This window comes from Flavobacterium sp. SP2 (genome assembly GCF_057626655.1).
Genome location: NZ_JBVHBT010000003.1, coordinates 187,672 through 208,366 on the forward strand (window position 1 = coordinate 187,672; position 20,695 = coordinate 208,366).

Sequence of the window (20,695 nt, forward strand, 5' to 3'; positions counted from 1 at the left end):
ATTTTTTTTTACTATTTATTTAGACTTTAAAATTCTAATAAATGTTTCTCTTGAAATTTCAAAAGCACCAAGTTTTTCCAAATGATCGTTATGTACTTGGCAATCTAAAAGTTTGTAATTATTTGCTTTCAAATGTTCAATAAGTTTTACAAAGGAAACTTTACTTGCATTTGGCACTAGCGAAAACATACTTTCTCCACAAAAAACATGACCTAAATCAACTCCATACAAACCACCAACCAGTTCTTCATTTTGCCAAACTTCAAATGAAACTGCCTTTCCAATTCGATGTAATTCATTGTAGGATGTAATGATGCTATCCGAAATCCAAGTGCCTTCTTGACCTTTTCGTTCTATTTTTTGACAGTTACGAATGACAGCATTAAAATCTTTATTACGTGTTACTTTAAAAATTCCTCTGTTAATAATGTTTCGCAAACTTTTAGAAACTTTGTAATCGTGCGGATAAACCACCATACGTTCACTTGGCGACCACCAAAGTATCGGTTCGTCAGAATCAAACCACGGAAAAATTCCATTATCATATGCCAAAAGTAGGCGCTCTGTAGATAGATCTCCACCAACTGCAAGAATACCTTCGTACGAAGCTTCTTCGACTGGTGGGAAATACAATTCTTTAGTTAGAAAATACATTTGAGAAGTGTCAAAAGTCGAAAGTCTTAAAGTCGAAGGTCATAAATCTGATTTAAATGACTTTAGACTTTAAGACTTTCGACTTTAGGACTTAATTTATTAAAAAGGTAAATCGTCGTGTTCTTCTTCTTTAAAATTTGTAGCAGGAGCAAATGCTTCGGCTGCTGGCATTGGTGGCATAGCTTGTCCTGCTGGAGCTTCGGCTTGCAGTTTTTCAATTCTCCAACCTTTAATCGAATTAAAATATTTAGTTTCACCTTGTGGATTAACCCATTCTCTACCACCTAAATTGATAGAAACTTTTACATTTTCTCCGACTGAAACAGCATTTAATAGATCGCTTTTATCTTGAACAAACTCGATCATGATACTCTGTGGATATTGCTCGTCGGTAGTCACAACTAACTCTCTTTTTCTAAACGTTGGACTTACTTGTTGCTCAGCGCCAACTACTTTTACTTTTCCTGAAACTTCCATAATTATTCTGTTTTATTGTTTTGCTAAAAGTACTTTCCAAGCGGTTAATACTTCATTTTTTACGATATATTCTTTTGCAAGTTGGTGTTTTTTCACTTCATCATCAGCACTCAAAACACCCTTAACCTCAAAATTATTTTTTACAAATATAGTAATTTCTTCTTCGGTTGGCAACGCTTCAACATTACCTAAAATGCCCAAATCATTTCCGTCAAAAACACTACTTTCTTTAATGAAATCTGGAATGGAATCAACACCAATTCCCAATGTAGCCAGTGGTTTTTCAACTTCAAACAGACCAGCGTTTGCGCGCGAATACCAATTCCCACCCAAACGCGAAACCAAATCAATTTTTACCGGATCAATCGTACCGTTTTCATCCAAAACAGCCTCATGAATATGAATTTTAACCACCTCGCAAATAATCATATTTCCAGCACCGCCTTCGGTACCAAGCGCGATAATATCATTTACTTTGCACTCCAATTGCACCGGACTTTCAGCCACTCGAAACGGCTGTACAAAATGCGATGGCAATGGTGTTAACCCAGCTTTTTCAAACTCATTTACTCCATCAGGATATTCAGTGCTCGACAACGACATTTGTTGCACAATGTCATAATTTACGACATTAATGACTACTTCACGCGTAGCTTCGCAGTTAATTAAAGTATGTTTAATAGTATTGTCACGAACACGTCGTGCTGGCGAAAAAACCAAAATTGGAGGATTAGAACTGAAAATATTAAAAAAACTAAAAGGCGACAAATTAGGTTTTCCGTTTTTATCCACAGTACTTGCAAATGCTATAGGTCGTGGCGCAATGGCACTCTGCAAATAACCTTGTAATTTTACTGGCGATAGCTCTTTCGGATCAATTGTTAGCATAAAAATATCATTTCTACAAAGGTAACAAATACATGGCAATGTCAAATTCAATTAACAACTTCGCTTCGTTTTTTTTGAAGCGCACAGGCTAGGGCTTTATTGATCAACCTTATTCCTGCTGCTGCAACTCGCTTTTATTTTTTTAAGAAAAAATAAAGAGCTCAAACAATTGCAGCATCAGGGCTAAATCCAAATCATTTTTGTACCATTTCTAATATTTTCATTACTTTTAAAGAAAAATTCACACATGCAATTTTCCGATAAAAGAACTCAAACCCGTTGGGTCATCATCATTGCTTCGTTTTTTATAGTTACACTTATTTTGTGGAATACATATAATTTTTTTCAAATATTTAAAAACGAAGAACGTACAAAAATGGAGCTTTGGGCAAAAGCCCACAAAAGCCTACTTTTAGCTAATTTAGATACAGAAGTTGAACTTCCTACCTTTATACTGGAAAACAATAAAAACATTCCATTAATTTTAACCGATTCGAAAGGAAAAATAATTAGTAGTTTGAATATCGACGAAATAGAAAAAGATTCCGTTAAATTAAAAAAATATCTGAATATAATAAAAAAGCAAAATGATCCTATAAAAGTTCAATATGATTCGACTGATTATAACATGGTATATTATGGTAACTCATCATTATTAAATAAATTGAAGTATTATCCTATTGCCTTATTGATGATTATTTTTTTATTTGGAGCGGTAGTTTATAACTTTTACAGAAGTACCAAAATGGCAACCCAAAACAAACTTTGGGCAGGAATGGCAAAAGAAACTGCACATCAAATTGGCACACCACTTTCTTCGTTAATTGGTTGGCTCGAAATAATGAAAGCCGATAATGTAGACGAAACCACCATTACAGAAATCGAGAAAGACATCAACCGATTGCAAACCATCACTGATCGATTTTCTAAAATTGGCTCCGAACCAATATTGGAAACAAAAGATATTATTGCAGAAACACGAGAATCATTCGAATATTTAAAATCGAGATTTTCAAAACAGGTTATTTTTACTTTTAAAGCGCCGAAAACTCCAGTTTACATTCCCATAAATCCAGCATTACACAGTTGGACGATAGAAAACTTAATGAAAAATTCTATCGATGCCATGAAAGGAAAAGGAAACTTAAAAATTGTAATTGAAGCCGAAGGAAATTTTGTGAAAATCAATGTTGCTGATTCTGGAAAAGGAATTCCTAAAAAGCAGTTTCGTCAAGTTTTCGAACCTGGATTTACTACTAAAAAACGTGGTTGGGGTTTGGGTTTGTCCTTAACAAAGCGTATTGTTGAAGAATACCACAAAGGAAAAGTGAAGGTTTTAACTTCTGAAATCGGTAAAGGCACAACCATTCAAATGAGTTTTAAAAAGCCAAAACTATAATCCTAAGATGTTTGTTCTTTGACCCAACATTGCTTTGCGTTCGCTTTTACTTTTACTTATATAATCGTTGACAAATTTTAGTTGCGCATCTGCATCTTCCAACGCTTTGGTTGTATTTCTTTTTAAACCATTTACAACCGAAATATTTGCTTTATCGACATTTTTCAAATTATATACAGCCTCTTTGCATTTTGCCAATCTGTTGCGAGGTGTTTCAATCATTTCTTTAATGGTATTGTCTTGAAAAGTAGGTTTAAATTGCGCGTTTCTATAATTTATAAAATTGTTGTATAACGCAATTGCTTCATTAAATTCGTCGACGATATAATTGAAATTTTCAACTGTTTGCTTCACATTTAAGTTTTCTATCTCAGCTTTTTTATGAGCTAGTCTGTCAAAAACCAATGCATTTTTCACACCGGCAAGTTCTATTCGTTCGGCACTACTTTTTAGTTTGTCCATATAAGAGTAATTTTCATACTTTTCAATTTCAGTAAAGTAATCAAACGGTGGAGTGTTCGACCGTACTTTGGTTTGCCCGGCAAGAAATTGTTCGTTACTTATAGGATAACCTAAAAATTGCCATAAATAGTCGAACGGCATATGAGAATTTATAATTTTTAAAGGATCGGCTTTGTAGTATTCGTTGTTTATTTTTTTGACAAATTGTTTTTTGGGGTTTACATATCCCGACGCCCAAGTTGGGTCGAAAACAAACCAATTATCATCTAGTTTTACACCACACCAAGCATGTGCAACATAGTCGGCTTTACCGTTTTGCTTTGTGTAACCTTCAATTACAACAGATTTTACTCCGACTTTATTCGTAATTTCATTAAAAATTTCGGCATAATTTATACAAACACCTTTTTTAGATTTAAGCGTTTTTTCAATTTTATCTTCTTTGGTTTCGTTAAAATTGATGGCATACATATTGGCTACATCATAACTAATTCTTGAAGCAGTCCAATAAAAAGCTGCACGAACTCTATCGTTATCAGATTTAAAGTTGTCTTTAATGTATTTAGAAATCTGTGTAGTAGATCTAGTTAAGCTATCTGGAATTTTATCCATTTTGGCATCAATAAGAGCATACGGATTTGGAACTTGACTAAATGTGAAGTTTGAAAAAAGTAAGGCGAAATAAAGACACAAATATTTCATTTGATTTTCGTAGCGTTATCGAAATTTTATAACAAAAACCATTCCTAAAACATTAAAGATTTGATTTTATGGCAATTGCCAAGGTTTCAAATTCGCTTGGCGTTAGGCTAACTTTATTTTGAAAACGCATTTCATCCATTTCGTTTAATGGTATTAAATGAACGTGCGCATGAGGCACTTCCAGCCCAATTACGGCCATGCCAATTCGTTTGCATGGAATTGTTTTTTCTAATGCTTTGGCAACATTTTTAGAAAAAAGCATCAGTTCTAAATACAAATCGTCGTCTATTTCAAATATTTTATTTATTTCAACTTTTGGAATACACAAGGTGTGTCCTTTCGCATTTGGATTTACATCTAAAAAAGCCAAAAACTTATCGTTTTCGGCTATCTTATAAGAAGGAATTTCTCCGTTTACAATTTTTGTAAATACACTCATAGTTAATTAATTGCTTTAAATGAGATTCTTTTGTTTAAGTATTAGTCGCGAGATATTTCTAAAATTTCAAATTTTAAAGTTCCATTTGGTACCGTTATTTCTGCAATTTCTCCTACAGATTTTCCAAGTAAACCTTTTCCAATTGGTGAAGTTACTGATATTTTACCAGTTTTTAAATCGGCTTCACTTTCGGCAACCAAGGTGTATTTTAACTCCATACCATTAGCTTGATTTTTAATTTTTACATTGGATAAAACCAATACTTTACTTAAATCCAAGTGGCTTTCGTCAATTAATCTAGCGTTGGAATATACTTCTTCAAGCTTAGCAATTCTCATTTCTAGCATTCCTTGTGCTTCTTTAGCGGCATCATATTCGGCATTTTCAGACAAGTCGCCTTTGTCACGTGCTTCTGCAATGTCGGCAGATGCTTTTGGACGCATTACGCTTTTTAAGTGATCTAATTCTTCTTTAAGTTTTTTTAATCCTTCTGCGGTGTAATAAGATACGTTGCTCATAATTTCATTTCTTTTCTTATAAATCAATTTGTTAAACTGATGTTATTGTTTTTTGTTTTTATATCAAATTTGATGTTTTGTCGTTATTATAAAATAGAAAAAATCCCAACACCATGGGATTTCTTTTTTCAAAGATATATTTTTTTGGTTATTAAATAGCTATTTTTGTATATTATAATAAGACAAAGTTAACTAATTTAATTTTTTTTAAACTACACTTTTAGTAAATATTTACAATGAAAAAAATACTTTTATTTTTATTAACGATGCCGTTTATCTTAGGATGTGATGGCGGTAGTTTCAATAACCGAAATCCGTTTATTCCAAATTATAATTTTACAATAGAAGTAAATACGAATCTGCCTTTGTACAATAGTTTACAATTTCCGAGTAATGCTGTTAAGGTTTTTCAAGCCAATGCACCGGCCAATGGTATAATAATTTTTAACACAGGAAGTAGTTTTTTAGCATTTGATGGATCATGCCCAAACCAAGCTATTTCGTCATGTTCAAGCTTGACAATAAATGGAATTGAAGCTATTTGTCCGTGTGATGACGCTCCATACAGTTTGTTTACCGGTCAAAGTCCAGGATTGAAATATCCATTAAAACAATATCGAACTGAGGTTAACGGTTCGGTAATACGAGTTTTTAATTAGTAAAAAAGCCAAGTTATGATTTTAACTTGGCTTTTTTGATGCAGTTGTATTTTTAAAATTTGAACGTTGCGCCGACTAAAAAATTAGTTCCAGCTTGTGGATAATAATACGGATAAATATCATACATATAACCATTAGAAACGTATTGTTTGTCTAAGATATTATTTACCAAGGCTGTGAATTGAATTGTTTTAAAAACCGATTTTGTTTTGATTTCATAAGAAACATTCAAGTCGTTTACAAAATAGTCATTCAGTTTTGCAGCTGGTATTTCGATATTATTCATGAATTGTTCTCCAACAAATTTAGATAATAAAGCAATTTGAAAATTTTCTAAAGGTTTGTACACCAATATATTTCCTGCAATAAAACTTGGTGAGTAAGCTATTTCTGTGTTACCAAAATTTTGTCCTGCAACTGCCAAATCTACGTTTGTATTTTGACTGATGGTGAAATTAGGACGAATAATTATTTGTTTACTAACGGCAATGGTGGCGTCTACTTCTAGGCCTAAACGGTAGCTTTTTTCACTGTTGGAACGTATTGGATTGCCTACATCATCAAGATTTCCAGTAAGAATTAATTGATCTTTGTATGCCATGTAATAGATGTTGGTGTTCCATTTTATTTTTGCGCTATTATACCTCCAGCCTAGTTCAAAATCATTTAGTTTTTCTGGTTTTGCATTTCCGCCTTCGTAATCGGTTCTATTAGGTTCGCGATTCGCACGAGCGTAAGAAAAGTATAACGCATTTTTATCGTTTACGGTGTAATTTAAACCAGCTTTTGGATTGAAAAAGTTAAAAGTATCATCTACTAAATTGGCTTGAACTCCATTGGCTTTATAGTTTACAGTTCGGAATTGTAAATCGCCAAATAGACTTATTTTTTTTGTAATTTGATAGTTTGTTTTTGCAAAAACAGTACCGTCGGTTTTGTTGCCATAATCTTGATAATAGCGATCGCCAAGCTCGCTTGTTGATGCAAATCTTGCCCAAATTACTTTTCCAAAATGATCACCTTTGTATTCGTTATAAGCACCGCCAAATATAAAATCTACTTTTTCAGATTTGTAATTGGCCGAATAGGTTAGTCCGTAAAAATCATTGTCCAACCATTTTTGACGGATTAAATCGGTAGTGGTTTGTCCAGCAACAGGCGCGATGTTGTATTCAAGAAAATCGGCATCTTCTTTGTAGTTTTCAAAATATCCTTTTCCTTTAGTATAATGAAAAGCCAAATTGGTATTCCATTTATTCGATAGTTTTTCGTTCCAGTGCAGTTGATAATGATCTTGTTGGTAATTATCGGTTTCATTATCATAAAATCTTGTGGCTCCAAATTCATCGGTGAAAATACCAGCTGAATTAAAAGTTCTGTTTCGATTTAAAGTTTCACCATCAATACCATTCCAAGATTGATATGTTTTTTCGGTTCCACCAAATGCTAGAGCTTTGATTAAAGTAGTTTTACCAACGTAAGTTGCTTGTAAAAAATACGATTTTAAATCGGTTGCTGCACGGTCTACAAATCCATCAGATTTTATTTGTGACAAACGTCCTGCAATTTCAAAATGGTCGTTCATTAATCCGGTGCTGAATTTCACAGTGCTTTTACGGGAGTTAAAACTTCCGGCGGAATTTGAAATTTCTCCCGAACTTTGTTTAGAATAGGAATCGGTCAGCATGTTCAAACTTGCACCAAAAGCACCAGCACCGTTGGTAGATGTTCCAACACCACGTTGCAATTGCAAACTTTCAACTGATGAAGCAAAGTCGGGCATGTTTACCCAAAAAGTTCCATGACTTTCAGAATCATTGTATGGAATTCCGTTTATGGTCACGTTTACTCTGGTAGCATCGCTTCCTCGAACACGAATTCCGGTATAGCCTATGCCATTTCCAGCGTCTGAAGTGGTAACAACTGATGGTAGATAGTTCATCAAGATGGGAATATCTTGACCTAGATTCCTGAATTTTATTTCTTTTTTGTTTAAATCACTAAAACTTACTGGTGTTTTGGTTGTAACACGAACTGCCGAAACCAATACCTCGTCGAGTTGATTCACTTCAACAGAATCTTTAGGTTTTTCTTGACTAAATGAGAGCAAAGAAAATAGCGTAAATAAAATGGTAAAAAAACCACACGATTTCGAATTTCGACATTTGTTTGCCGACTTTAGATTAAATAAAATTTCCATTCGTAAAATAAATTATACGAATAAAAAGAGGTAATTATTCTTTGGTTAAAAATAAAATGTTTGTTTCCTGTGACAAAGTTCAGCGTGCACTCTGTTTTGTCACTTTTCCCTAAACAGCATTACCTGTTCTAGGTTCATTGGGTATAATCTCAGCTCGTCATTTAGAGCACCCCTTTTTGAGACGTTGCAAAGGTAAGTCAATATTGATGAGAAATGCAATACTAAATTTTAATTTTTAAAAATTTCAATTTACAATTCTGGTCTTCTTCTATTTTGTTTTATTTCTGAGTTGGAAGCTTTGTTTTTCAATCTTTTTTCGATTACCGATCTTGGAATTTTAGTAGGTTTTCGTGGCTTTGGAATTATCAAAGCTTTGGTAATTATTTCAAGAAAGCGTTTGATTACAATTTCTTTGTTTTTCAATTGGCTTCTATCTTCATCGCAATTTATTAGTAGAATGTTTTCTGAAGTTAATTTGGATTTTAGTTTTTCTGAAATTAATTCTTTTTCTTCATCTGTAAGCGATTGAGAAGCATTTAAATCGAATGTTAAAACTACTTTCGACGAAACCTTATTCACGTTTTGACCTCCAGCACCAGAACTTCTTACGGCTTTAAAGCTTAATTCGGATGTAATTTTTTCTTTATCCATTTTTTTAAGTCACGATTTTTTTTATGAATTTTTATTTACACGAATTGCTCAAAGTATCACAAATCTTGATGTTAATTAAAATTACACTAATTGAAATCGTCGATATTTGGTTGTTTTATTTTTTTAAAATTGAGTTTTGAAATTGATTTTTTAAACTTTAATCTGGCGATTGATGAGCTGGTTTTAATAAATCATTCACTGTTTTTACCGGATTGAAAGTTATTAACGGAACTTCTACAAAAATTGTAAGCCATTTGGCCATCGCACCGTTCCATAATCCTGGAAGTTCGTAGGCTTTTAATGGTTTTCCGTCTTTATTTTTTTCTACAATAAATCCGGTATTTCGATCTACAAATTGTTTTAAATCAAAGTTATTGCCTTTGAAATCTTTGGTAGCACAAACCAAGTCAACAGGATTGAAATGGGTTGCCTTTTCAGCTATTTTTTTCTTATCAGATTCTATTTGTGAAGCTTCAATTATTTGTAAAAATAGATTTCCTTTTTTATCTCTAACCCAAAATGGACCACCGCCAGGTTCGCCTTCATTTTTTACCATGCCACAAACTCGAATTGGTCTGTTAAGTACGTTTTGAAGGTACTCAATTTTACTCTCTGTCGTATATTTGTTAAAATCTTCGGTAATGGTTATGTGTAATTTGGTTATTAAAAATTCAACTATTTGATTTAGATGGTATGTTTCAATCGAATTGTTTTCTAACAGTTCTAGGAATTTGAAAATTGTTTCTTGATATTGTATTAAAATTCCAGCCAATGCTTTTTTGTACAACGCAATTGTTTCTGCATGGTTTTGTATAACATTATCAATGTTTTTGATGAAAATGATATCGGCCTGTAGGTTGTTCAAATTTTCGATTAAAGCGCCATGACCACCAGGTCGAAATACCAATTGGTTGTTTTCATCTCGAAACGGATTTCCGTTTAAATCTACTGCAATAACATCAGTTGACTTGTCTTGGTAGGAATATTTTACTTCAATAGTAATATTTGATAGTGTTTCTATTTTTGGTTTGATAGTTGCAATAATGTTTTCGAAACTTTCTTGATGCTCCTCTGATACTGTGAAATGAAGGCTAGACTGCTTGTTGGAAGTTGCATAAAAAGCACACTCATTCAAATGCTCTTCTAATGCAGTTGCAGTATGTGTTTGGTATTTATGAAAAGGCAAAACCCCCTTTGGCTTATTGGCAAAATCAAAATGACTTGATGAAAGCAAGGTTTTTATAAATTCAAAATTGCGTTGGTCTGCACTCCAATTTTGAAAATCCTTATTCTCTTTAATTACTTCAAGGACTTGTCTGTAAAAAGGAAACTTTTCTTTAGCCACTAAAAAAAGTGATAAATTTTTATCTTTTTTTCTATTGATGTAGGCATTTATTGATTCTTCTCCTAATTTATAGTCGCTCATAAATTCGGATAGGAATTTAAACATTCTGCTAGCTGCACCAGATGCTGGAACAAATTTTTTGAGTTTTAAAAATTGGATTTTTTCGTCAAAATAATTACTATGTTTTATAGCTTCCTCTTGCGAAATGGATAGGATTCCATCATTAATAAGGGCTGGTCTATCAATATCTATCTTTGGCAACCCATTTTTTAATATATCGAATTGATATCTTACAGTTTCTAAGTCGATATTGCGAGAATAAATTTCAATAAAGTCGTAGGAATTAAATCCTAATTGTTGCGCAATGGTCAAGTTTTGAATAATTTTTTTTGCTTCTTGAAATCGCGTCTCTTTATTGCCAGAAAGTTTTATATAAGGTTTGTTATTGTCTATTAATGCTTTTTCAAAGATTGCTATAGTTGCATCACGATCTTCTGGGTTGTCTCTTAAATCGTCTTTTTCCCATGGCACATCGATATCTGTAAGGAAAAATAAATCGTATTTGTGTTTCTTAGCTGCTTTATCTAATGTTGCGTTGCAATTACCATAGTACATTTCTGAGAAAACTTTTGTAACCATAATATTGGTATCACAAAATAGATACCGATTGGCTGCAGCAAGAGCTTCATTTTCTAATTTTGTTTGGCCGATTGCTATTGGAAGTAAATCATCTTGAGTACAAATCTCTTTTTTGGCATCCCATTTTTCTTGTAAATAATTACGTGCAAATTCAGGAATCCAAATGGTTTTGAATTCGTCAGCAAGTTGATGTGCTAATGTAGTTTTTCCAGTAGATTCTGGTCCATACAAAGCGATCTTTATTATTTCGGTGTGTAACTGTTTAAGATTTTCTTCCATTCTAAATAAGCTAAAATAGCCAAAACTGTAAAAATTAAATATTGTAACGATAGCATTCCCAATCCTCTATACCAGAATAAAGGTACTGCAATACAGTCGCCAATAATCCATAGAGTCCAATTTTCTATTTTTTTTAAAGCCATGTACCACATGCCTGTAAAAAAGATTCCTGATGTAAAAATATCAATATAATTAGGAATTTCTAACTTATAATCAAAAAAAACATAAACCAAATAGGTAATTAAGAGTGTCATTAAAAACAAACCAACGCCAATAATTTTTTCTTTGTTTGTTGTTCTTGAAATTTTTAAATCGGGTTCTTCCGATTTAGACTTCCATTTGTACCAGCCGTAAATACTCATTATTGAATAGTAAAAATTCATGGTCATATCACCAAAATATTTGGCTTGATACAGTAAATATACTGTTATGACAGTAGAAATTAAACCAGTTGGATACACCCAAATATTTTCTTTTTTGGCACAGATTACACTAATTATTCCGAATACAAAAGCGGTTGATTCTAAAAGAATTTGTGTTGTGGTTGCATTTTTATATTGTTCGAATAAGAAATCTAGCATTGTTCAAAAAAATTTGAGTCGTTTTCAAAAGCGGTGCCAATAACTACCAAATCAGCTCCAGCTTTATAGGCGTTTTCTATTTCTTGTTTAGAGCGAATTCCGCCACCTACAATTAACGGAATAGTTATGTTTTGCGAAACCAAAGTAATCATTTCTGTTGGAACAGAAAGTGTAGCGCCACTACCAGCTTCGAGGTACATCATTTTGTTACCAATATATTCACCCGCTTGTGCTGTTTGCAAAACATAATTCGAATTGGTTCTGTTTATTGGTTTGGTTTGGCTTACTCTTTCAACTGCGGTTTCGTTACCACTTTCAATCAGAATATAACCGGTGGAAATCACTTCCAAATTGGTTTTTTTGATAATTGGCACAGCATTTACCTGGTGTTCAATTAAGTAATCTGGGTTTCTTCCTGATAATAAAGTTAAGAATAAAATTCCGTCAGCTTCTTTAGAAATTTGCGATGGATTTCCTGGAAATAATAGAAAAGGTAAGTTGATTTTTGATTTTAATTTGATAATTAATTCATTTAAATTGGTTCCATTAAAGGAACTTCCGCCAACAAAAATGTGTGTTGCAGGTGATTGGTTTATTTTTTGAATCAAATCTGAAAGACTTTCCACTGCCAACTTATCTGGATCGAGAAGAATGGCAAGGAGTTTTTTACCTTCGGATTTTGAGTTAAGTATTTGTTGGTAAATGTTTGTCATTTTTTTTGACCTCACTGTGTATAGGTAGTTACAGATTTTTAATTCATAATTGATTTAAAGCGCAAACAAAGATATAATCTTCTACCGAATCGAATTGTATTTGGAACTTTTCTTCTGTGTTATTAAATTTTAATGTCGCGGTTGCTTTTTTATCTTCAAAAGTAAAATTGTCTTCAAAAATATGATTTGGAAAACTGATTCCTTTTTCATTTTTGATTTTAAAAATGCTTTCTTTTATTCCCCAAACAACGGTTGCTTTCTTGATTTTTTCTTCGGTAGTTAAATTATCTAGATGGGAAACATCCATAAATCGTGGTGCAATTCGCAAGGCTTTTTCTTTTAGTTGTTCTAAATCTAATCCTATTTTTTGCTCGCTTATTGCCAATGCAGAGAAAATGCCCGAATGGGAAATGGATATTTCAAGATCTTTAATACAACAACCTTGTGGTTTTAAATGTGGTTTTCCAAAGGTGTCGTAATACAAGTCAAAATCAGAATATTCGTTGTGTTGCAGCAGCATTCTTACAGCCAAAAAACCTTTTTGATGACTTTCTGCTTTCATGTCTTGTAGCCTTGCTAATGTGGAATCTTTTAAAGTTACTTGACTGTAAAGAGTGTTAAAATCTTCGGTTATTTTCCAGATGTAAATTTTGGTTCCAGGTTGTACATGTATGACTTTAAATAATGGCATATGGCTTGACGTTTTTCTTGAATCTTTTATGGTAAAGCGGTAGTTAGAATTGTGTTAGCCCAGATAGTAGTGGAAATCCTTGCTGTTTTTTTCTTTATTAAAAACAGCAAGATTGTAACGGATAGCTGGAAATAGCTCCTAAAAACCAAGGCATTTTATTGTTTTTCAGTAGCTTACCGAATTAAACATTTCATAATTTTTCAAATAAATTATTAAATCCAAATCCTATGTTGTAAATTTGCAAAAATTATTTAATAAACACAAATATTTACATAGATGAGTACACAAACTTTGCCTTATGTAGCTTATAAAGTGAAAGATATTTCGCTTGCAGCTTGGGGAAGAAAAGAGATTGAATTGGCTGAAGCAGAAATGCCAGGTTTAATGGCTTTGAGAGCAGAATATAAAGACGAACAACCGTTGAAGGGTGCTCGTATTGCTGGATGTTTACACATGACAATTCAAACTGCGGTTTTAATTGAAACTTTAATTGCCCTTGGTGCTGAAGTTACTTGGTCTTCTTGTAACATTTTTTCAACTCAAGATCAAGCTGCTGCTGCTATTGCCGCTGCTGGTATTCAAGTTTATGCTTGGAAAGGTCTTGACGAAGAGTCGTTTGACTGGTGTATCGAGCAAACTTTATTCTTTGGTGAAGATAGAAAACCATTGAATATGATTCTTGATGATGGTGGCGATTTGACTAATATGGTTATTGATAAGTATCCTGAATTGATTGCTGGAATTAAAGGTTTATCTGAAGAAACTACAACTGGTGTTCACCGTTTGTATGAAAGAGTAAAAGCTGGAACATTACCAATGCCTGCAATAAATGTTAATGACGCGGTTACTAAATCTAAATTTGATAACAAATACGGATGTAAAGAAAGCGCTGTTGATGCGGTAAGAAGAGCAACAGATATTATGCTTGCTGGAAAAAGAGTAGTTGTTTGCGGATATGGTGATGTTGGAAAAGGAACTGCTGCTTCTTTTAAAGGTGCTGGTTCTATTGTAACAGTTACTGAAATTGATCCAATTTGTGCGTTACAAGCTGCAATGGATGGTTTTGAAGTGAAAAAATTATCTACGGTTATTGCAACTGCTGATATCGTAATTACTACTACTGGAAATAAAGATATTGTTCTAGAAGGTGATTTCCGTGCAATGAAAGACAAAACTATCGTATGTAATATTGGACATTTTGACAATGAAATTGACATGGCTTGGTTAAACGGAAACTACGGAGATACTAAAGTAGAAATTAAACCACAAGTTGATAAATATACTATTGAAGGTAAAGACATTATTGTTCTTGCTGAAGGTAGATTGGTAAACTTAGGTTGTGCAACTGGACATCCAAGTTTTGTAATGAGTACTTCATTTACAAACCAAACTCTAGCTCAAATTGAATTGTGGAAAAACAGTGCAGCTTACGGAAACGACGTTTACATGTTACCAAAACATTTAGATGAAAAAGTAGCTTTATTACACCTTGAAAAATTAGGAGTAGAGCTTGAAAGCTTACGTCAAGAACAAGCAGAGTATATTGGTGTAAAAGTAGAAGGGCCATATAAACCAGAATACTACAGATACTAGTCTGATTTAGATTTTAAATATAAAACCCCGATTTCAATTGAAGTCGGGGTTTTTTTCTATGTGGTATTTGGGTATTTTTTACACACTTTTTTACACACTTTTACACAATACCACAAGTATATAATTTTGAACTTTTTATTTATGTTTATGATTTTCATATAATTATAGCTTTAGAACTATGCCTTTTAGTTTTTGGTACGATTATTTCAATTACCTAATCAGAAAACAAATTTATAAACATAAAAATAATTATTATGAAAAAGTTAATTTTATCAGCAGCATTAGTTTTAGGAAGTTTAACAACATTTGCGCAAGAAAGCGCTTCAACGTCAAACACAGTTTCTGAAACTGCAAAACAAGAAACAACAACTCAAGTAACACAAGAAGCGTATACTGAAGTAGCTTTGGATCAAGTTCCAGAAGCTATTAAAACAGCGTTAACCAAAGCCTATCCAACAGCAAAGTTAGATAAAGCTTTTATTAACGAAGCTAAAGAGTACAAACTTGAAATCACGTTAGACGAGAAAAAAGGAAATCTTTTTGCCGATGCTAACGGAAAATGGATTCAAAAATAAATCAATTTTAGGGTTATTGATTTTTTAAATTGGGGGTAAAAGAGAGGTTGCAATTGCAATCTCTCTTTTTTGCATAATATTAAGATAAAATAATTTTAATAGTTTTATTTTAGCTGTTAAAGTTAAATTGAATGACAAAGATACTTTTAGTCGAAGACGATGCCGCATTCTGCGAGATGTTGGCAAAATTTTTAATGAGAAAATCATTTGAAGTTACAAGCTGTTATTCGGCGGAAGATGCTTTGAAAAAAATCGAAATAGAAAAATTCGATTTAATTATTACCGATTTACGATTGCCAAATTACGATGGGATTGAGCTGATGTTGCAATTTAAAACTAAATTCCCAGCAACTCCTGTACTCTTAATGACTGGTTATTCTGATGTGACAACGGCTGTTAAAGCTATGAAAAATGGAGCGTCAGATTATATATCAAAACCATTCAATCCTGATGAAGTACTTCTGGTTATAGAAAACGCGTTATCGCAATCCAATCAGACAGAAACCTACAAATCCAACAAAGTTACAGCAAATAAAAAAGAAGAAACTCAAATAAAATCAGATTTTATTTCTGGAATTTCACCTGCTTCCAAAAAATTATCGGAGTACATCCAATTAGTGAGTCCGACCGATATTTCGGTGTTGATAATTGGTGAAAGTGGTACTGGGAAAGAAGTTATTGCCAAAAGCATTCATCAAAATAGTAATCGAAAAGACAAAGTTTTTGTAGCTGTAGATTGTGGAACTATTCCAAAAGATCTAGCTGCTAGTGAATTTTTTGGCCATGTTAAAGGTTCGTTTACTGGAGCAATTTCAGATAAAATTGGGTATTTCGAAGCGGCAAACGGCGGCACCATTTTTTTAGACGAAATCGGAAATTTATCCTATGATAATCAAATTCAGTTGTTACGAGCGCTGCAAGAACGAAAGATAAAACCGGTTGGAAGTACTAAGGAAATTAACGTGGATGTACGCGTAATTGCAGCAACCAACGAAGACTTGCGCGAAGCTGTAAAAAAAGGAGATTTTCGTGAAGATTTGTACCACCGAATTAATGAATTTACGTTCGAATCGCCATCGCTACGAGAACGAGGTGAAGACATCATGATTTTTGCCGATTATTTTTTAGAAAAATCCAACCTTCAATTGAATAAACAAGTAGTTGGTTTTTCGCAAGAGGTTAGTACTGTTTTTCAGAATTATGCTTGGCCTGGAAATCTTCGAGAAATGCAAAACTGTATTAAGCGAGCGACACTTTTAACACAAGGTGATTTCATTCAAAAGTCGGTTTTACCTCCAGAATTTTTTGAAGTACAAAATCCGTCCTTAGAAGAAGATTTTTCAATTTCAGGTAAAGAGAAAGAACTGATATTGGCAACTTTATTTAAAACTCGAAATAATAAATCGGAAACGGCTAAGCTTTTAAATATCAATCGAAAAACATTGTACAATAAATTGAAATTGTATAACATCGATTAATTATAATTCTTTTTTTAATGCGTCAATAAGCACCTCAATCTTTGGTTTAATAATTTCGATTTTCGATTTTGCATCCTTTATTGAAGCTGTATTTTTTTCTAAATCTTCTAATAATTCTCCAATTTCGTAACTTTTTAGTTGCTTAAACATTGGGTACATTTTATGTGCAGTTTCTTTAATTCCTGATGCGTTTTCTTCTGAAATGCAGCTATTCAAAGTTTTGAAGTTCTCTTGAGTAGTATTGATGAATGAGTGCAAAATATTCTGAATTTCAGCTTTGTCATTCGGGAAAAATGCTTCCAAATCGGTTAACGAATACAGTTGGTTTTCATCATTTTTTGTTTGAAAAGATTTTGAAGTAGTTTCTAAATTTTCGCCTAGCAAACATAATTTAATTGTTTGTACAAGATAATTTGGTGCATAAGGTTTTGCAACAATGGTCTTAAAGCCAGCGGTAGTGTAATTGGTTTCTGGTAAATCACTTCTACCAGTCAAGGCAATTACAGATTGATTTTTGAATTTTTCAATAGTATTTTTCAGTTCTTCCAAAAACTCAAAACCATCCATTTCGGGCATTTGAATATCGGTAATAATTAAGTCAAAATTGGTATTTTGAATTGCTTCCAAAGCACTTTTAGCCGATGTAAAAGACATTGTTTGATAGCCATTTTGCTTTATTATTTCGGTAGTAAGTTGTAACAAATTGGCATCGTCATCAATTATAATAATTGTATATTGAGAAGCATCAAATTCATCTGGAGTAGTAGATTTTTGAAGTAATTGTGTTTGAAATTGTAACGGCAATTCGATTGAAAATTCACTTCCTTTTCCCAATTCACTTTTTAGCGACAAACTACCGCCTAAGATTTCGGTAAGTTTTCTGGAAATTGTTAATCCTAAGCCAGTGCCACCATATTTTTTTTCGATTCCATCGTGCGCTTGAGTAAACTCTTCAAAAATTAACGCTTGTTGGTTAGATTCAACTCCAATTCCAGAATCTTCAACTGAAATTAGTATAGTATTTTGCTGTGGGTTTACCTTTGCACTAATTTTTATAAATCCTTTATCGGTAAATTTAAAGGCGTTTCCGATAATATTCGAACAAATTTGCTTGATTCTAAATGAGTCAGAGATGATGTTGTGTTTTAGTTTTTCATCAAATTCAAATAGTAAATCGATTTCTTTATTTGAATTGACCGATTGTATATTTTTAGCAATTTCCATCAGCAATTTAGGAAGCAAAAACGCGGTGTTGTCTAACGTTATTTTTCCTGCTTCAATCTGTGTTAAATCGAGCAAATCTTTCACCAATTGCGAAATATATTCAGATGAATTTTGAATTGTTTTGGCAAAATGAAGTTGCTTGTGTGTCAATTCTGAGTTCCCTAGCAATTCGCTGTAACCCATTATGGTGTTGAGTGGCGTTTTCAAATCGTGACTTACTGTTGCGATGAGTTGTTCACGGTTTCGCAGTAGATTTTTAGTTTTTAAATCGGCTAATTCTAATTGTTTTTTATACGATTGCGATTTGGAGAAATCATTTAAAATTAAGACCGAGAAAACAACTGTAAGTAGCAATCCCACTAGTGCCGTTATCGAAATTACTTGATTGGTTTTTTTTAATGAAGTTTCTTTAGCAATGCTGTTTTGTGTTGTTTTGATGATGATTTCATTTTCTATCAATCGGATTATTTTTCGCAATTGTTCCGAAATGGAGAGCTCGTTTTCAAGTAATTTTTTTTCTTCCTTATTTAGTATTTCGTTGCGATTGGAGGTTTCTTTTTTTACATCATTTAAAAGATTTCTTGATTTAACCAACATCGAGTCGAGCGCTTTTTGGCTTAAAGTGTTCGTGTCGTCACTCGGAATATTTTGGTTTAAATAGGCTACATATTTTACTAATACACTTCGTTGGTAGGCACCCATTGCTGACGGATCTTTTACAAAGTCTTCTAACCGTAGTTTTTGTAACGAATTTTCCATTTTGGTCAAGTCGTCAATAGCATTTTTAACCGCAATTTCTTCGGTAGCTTTACTTTTAATGACTTTTAATTGTTGAATATTATTGGTTTTCCTAGTCAACAATAGTTTTACACTGTCCAATAAAACGGTTTGATACTTGGTGGTTAACAAGGTTTTTAGCGTATCAATATCGAGTTTGAGCTCATTGGTTTGATTGATGTAATTCTGGAATTCTTTATCAGAATTGGATAAAATGGTAAGACGCGCCTGACTTTCGGTTTCATACATCTTCGAAAAGAGAGCGCTAACTTTTAGAATTTTGTTATTTTCAATTTCAATTTTATCTTCAGTTGAGGTAAACAGGTTATTTTCAGAATAAATAAGGTATCCAGCAAAGGTAATGAGCGCTATTAGTAATAAATAGCCTACAATAACTTTGTACGGAATATAGCTTTTTTTTCCTCTCATATTTCAAAGATAAAAATTGTGAAGCCGTTGGTTATGCAATATTTTGTTAAATCTGTTGGCGTGTTTTCATCACAATATTAGCACAAAAAATAATTTATAACTGCTAGATGGTTTACCTTTAATAAAAAGAAAACTATGATACAGAAAAACAAAAAGCAATTTGGTGTGTGGATGGATACCCAAAATGCAACAATTATTGGACGAGAAGATGTTGACACAGGTGCTTTTATAGTTCTTGGTCATGTAAATAACAATGGTGCCGACAGAAATTCTAGCGAAAATGCCGAGAACAATCAAGAAATTGCATTAACGCAAAAATTCTTTAAAGAAATTGCCCATTTAATGCCGAATATCGATCAAATTCACATTACAGGAACGGGTCAAATTCAAGAGCATTTTATTAAGTTCTTGGCTGAAACTGCGCAGTATAAAAACGTTGAATCGTCTGAAAGTACATCTAACAAAATGAGTGATGAAGATGCTATCGCTTATTTTGAGGAGTATTTTAAATAATATTATTAGACAAAGTAAAACCCCAATTTCGAAAGGAATTGGGGTTTTTTATTTTTAACCGTGAATAAAAAAAATCTATTAATTATGTTTTTAGATTTACTACAACGTCTCTTTCAACCATTTATAAAATTCACTTTGCCAAATAATAGCATTTAGTGGTTACTATCAAAAATCATCTTTTTCTAAAATTGCAGCAATTTTTACTTTTAAATCTGGTAAATTAATTTTGATGACATTCCAAATTGTAAAATCATCAATTCCAAAATATTCATGATTGACCAGATTGCGCAATCCAATCATTCGTGCCCAAGGAATGTCAGTGTTATTTAAAAGTAATTTTTCGGACACTCTATTGCTTGCTTCTCCAATAATTTCTAATTGCCGTAATGTTGCATTAAACATCATCGAGTTTTTCACAAAACCATCTAAATCTGTGTCTTGTAAATAATTTTCAATTTCATTTATTGCATCAATGATATTGCAGTCTCAGTTTATCACCTAATCTATCTTGCATAAATTAGTTTTTTTTCTTTGTCTAATATTGGTTTGATGTATTTAGATAAACCTCTTGCAGAAACCAAATCCACTTTTTTAGAAAGTAATTCTTGTAAATCTATTTGCATTTGAATAAATTCTAATCCAATTGGTTGGCTGTAATCAAGTTCTACTAATAAATCAATATCACTATTCTCGTTGTCTAAGTTTTTACTGTATGAACCAAAAAGATACGCTTTCAAAACAGGTTGCTTTGAAAAAAAGTTCCTTAATATTTTGATTTGATTACTGTTAAGACTCATTTTGTATTTATT

Annotated in this window: 21 protein-coding genes; 6 read left to right on the forward strand and 15 right to left on the reverse strand. The window is 32.6% G+C overall.

Annotation, left to right across the window (positions count from 1 at the left end):
- Positions 1-15 precede the first annotated feature (15 nt).
- From aat to ACZ098_RS08770, 3 genes are all read right to left on the reverse strand, one after another.
- Complete coding sequence (gene aat, locus ACZ098_RS08760; protein ID WP_487311378.1) at positions 16-654, reverse strand: leucyl/phenylalanyl-tRNA--protein transferase; 639 nt, start codon at positions 652-654, stop codon at positions 16-18.
- A gap of 99 nt (positions 655-753) precedes the next feature.
- Positions 754-1,131, reverse strand: coding sequence for a DUF3127 domain-containing protein (locus ACZ098_RS08765; protein WP_487311379.1), 378 nt, complete (start codon positions 1,129-1,131; stop codon positions 754-756).
- Positions 1,132-1,143: 12 nt separating this feature from the next.
- The gene (locus tag ACZ098_RS08770; protein ID WP_487311380.1) at positions 1,144-2,019 is read right to left on the reverse strand and encodes a flavin reductase family protein; all 876 of its coding nucleotides are present in this window, start codon (positions 2,017-2,019) and stop codon (positions 1,144-1,146) included.
- A 247-nt stretch (positions 2,020-2,266) separates the two neighbouring features.
- Here ACZ098_RS08770 and ACZ098_RS08775 point away from each other — a divergent pair, with 247 nt between their 5' ends.
- Complete coding sequence (locus tag ACZ098_RS08775) at positions 2,267-3,418, forward strand: sensor histidine kinase (RefSeq protein ID WP_487311381.1); 1,152 nt, start codon at positions 2,267-2,269, stop codon at positions 3,416-3,418.
- Here ACZ098_RS08775 and ACZ098_RS08780 read toward each other — a convergent pair.
- From ACZ098_RS08780 to greA, 3 genes are read right to left on the reverse strand one after another with little or no spacing between them, the layout of a single operon-like run.
- Entirely contained in the window at positions 3,413-4,582 is a 1,170-nt protein-coding gene (locus ACZ098_RS08780; RefSeq protein WP_487311382.1) for a transglutaminase domain-containing protein, read from the reverse strand. The two genes, ACZ098_RS08775 and ACZ098_RS08780, sit on opposite strands and share 6 nt — an antisense overlap.
- A 52-nt stretch (positions 4,583-4,634) precedes the next feature.
- A complete protein-coding gene (locus tag ACZ098_RS08785; protein WP_487311383.1) occupies positions 4,635-5,021 on the reverse strand; it encodes an HIT family protein in 387 nt (128 codons plus the stop codon).
- 41 nt (positions 5,022-5,062) lie between these two features.
- Positions 5,063-5,539, reverse strand: a complete 477-nt coding sequence (greA, locus tag ACZ098_RS08790) for a transcription elongation factor GreA (RefSeq protein ID WP_487311384.1) — start codon at positions 5,537-5,539, stop codon at positions 5,063-5,065.
- A 236-nt stretch (positions 5,540-5,775) separates the two neighbouring features.
- Between greA and ACZ098_RS08795 the strand changes: the two genes are divergently transcribed.
- Positions 5,776-6,198, forward strand: a complete 423-nt coding sequence (locus tag ACZ098_RS08795; RefSeq protein ID WP_487311385.1) for a Rieske (2Fe-2S) protein — start codon at positions 5,776-5,778, stop codon at positions 6,196-6,198.
- A gap of 52 nt (positions 6,199-6,250) precedes the next feature.
- Here the strand turns inward: ACZ098_RS08795 and ACZ098_RS08800 are convergent, their stop codons facing one another.
- The 6 genes from ACZ098_RS08800 to ACZ098_RS08825 all read right to left on the reverse strand — a co-directional run bounded on the left by ACZ098_RS08800 (position 6,251) and on the right by ACZ098_RS08825 (position 13,297).
- Positions 6,251-8,398 carry a TonB-dependent receptor gene (locus ACZ098_RS08800; RefSeq protein ID WP_487311386.1) on the reverse strand — a complete coding sequence of 716 codons (2,148 nt, stop codon included), beginning with the start codon at positions 8,396-8,398 and terminating at the stop codon, positions 6,251-6,253.
- Positions 8,399-8,647: 249 nt separating this feature from the next.
- The gene (gene arfB / locus ACZ098_RS08805) at positions 8,648-9,049 is read right to left on the reverse strand and encodes an alternative ribosome rescue aminoacyl-tRNA hydrolase ArfB (RefSeq protein ID WP_487311387.1); all 402 of its coding nucleotides are present in this window, start codon (positions 9,047-9,049) and stop codon (positions 8,648-8,650) included.
- 157 nt (positions 9,050-9,206) lie between these two features.
- On the reverse strand, positions 9,207-11,312 hold the full coding sequence (locus ACZ098_RS08810) for a DUF4301 family protein (RefSeq protein WP_487311388.1): 2,106 nt from the start codon (positions 11,310-11,312) through the stop codon (positions 9,207-9,209).
- Positions 11,276-11,893: a nicotinamide riboside transporter PnuC gene (gene pnuC / locus ACZ098_RS08815; protein WP_487311389.1), complete on the reverse strand. Its 618-nt coding sequence runs from the start codon at positions 11,891-11,893 to the stop codon at positions 11,276-11,278. The genes ACZ098_RS08810 and pnuC overlap by 37 nt, the downstream gene beginning before the upstream one ends.
- On the reverse strand, positions 11,887-12,606 hold the full coding sequence (locus tag ACZ098_RS08820) for a phosphoglycerol geranylgeranyltransferase (protein WP_487311390.1): 720 nt from the start codon (positions 12,604-12,606) through the stop codon (positions 11,887-11,889). The genes pnuC and ACZ098_RS08820 overlap by 7 nt, the downstream gene beginning before the upstream one ends.
- A 43-nt stretch (positions 12,607-12,649) precedes the next feature.
- Positions 12,650-13,297, reverse strand: coding sequence for a 4'-phosphopantetheinyl transferase family protein (locus tag ACZ098_RS08825; RefSeq protein WP_487311391.1), 648 nt, complete (start codon positions 13,295-13,297; stop codon positions 12,650-12,652).
- Positions 13,298-13,573: 276 nt separating this feature from the next.
- Here ACZ098_RS08825 and ahcY point away from each other — a divergent pair, with 276 nt between their 5' ends.
- The 3 genes from ahcY to ACZ098_RS08840 all read left to right on the forward strand — a co-directional run bounded on the left by ahcY (position 13,574) and on the right by ACZ098_RS08840 (position 16,943).
- Positions 13,574-14,890, forward strand: a complete 1,317-nt coding sequence (gene ahcY, locus ACZ098_RS08830; protein ID WP_487311392.1) for an adenosylhomocysteinase — start codon at positions 13,574-13,576, stop codon at positions 14,888-14,890.
- A gap of 254 nt (positions 14,891-15,144) precedes the next feature.
- Entirely contained in the window at positions 15,145-15,465 is a 321-nt protein-coding gene (locus ACZ098_RS08835) for a hypothetical protein (RefSeq protein ID WP_487311393.1), read from the forward strand.
- 131 nt (positions 15,466-15,596) lie between these two features.
- Positions 15,597-16,943, forward strand: a complete 1,347-nt coding sequence (locus ACZ098_RS08840) for a sigma-54-dependent transcriptional regulator (RefSeq protein ID WP_487311394.1) — start codon at positions 15,597-15,599, stop codon at positions 16,941-16,943.
- Here the strand turns inward: ACZ098_RS08840 and ACZ098_RS08845 are convergent, their stop codons facing one another.
- Entirely contained in the window at positions 16,944-19,373 is a 2,430-nt protein-coding gene (locus ACZ098_RS08845) for an ATP-binding response regulator (protein WP_487311395.1), read from the reverse strand.
- Positions 19,374-19,508: 135 nt separating this feature from the next.
- Between ACZ098_RS08845 and ACZ098_RS08850 the strand changes: the two genes are divergently transcribed.
- A complete protein-coding gene (locus ACZ098_RS08850; RefSeq protein WP_487311396.1) occupies positions 19,509-19,886 on the forward strand; it encodes a hypothetical protein in 378 nt (125 codons plus the stop codon).
- 165 nt (positions 19,887-20,051) lie between these two features.
- On the opposite strand, the gene ACZ098_RS08855 is transcribed toward ACZ098_RS08850, so the two are convergent.
- Together ACZ098_RS08855 and ACZ098_RS08860 are read right to left on the reverse strand one after the other, a co-directional pair.
- Positions 20,052-20,363 carry a HepT-like ribonuclease domain-containing protein gene (locus tag ACZ098_RS08855; RefSeq protein ID WP_487311529.1) on the reverse strand — a complete coding sequence of 104 codons (312 nt, stop codon included), beginning with the start codon at positions 20,361-20,363 and terminating at the stop codon, positions 20,052-20,054.
- Positions 20,364-20,389: 26 nt separating this feature from the next.
- Positions 20,390-20,683, reverse strand: coding sequence for a nucleotidyltransferase family protein (locus ACZ098_RS08860; RefSeq protein ID WP_487311397.1), 294 nt, complete (start codon positions 20,681-20,683; stop codon positions 20,390-20,392).
- Between the last annotated feature and the right edge of the window lie 12 nt (positions 20,684-20,695).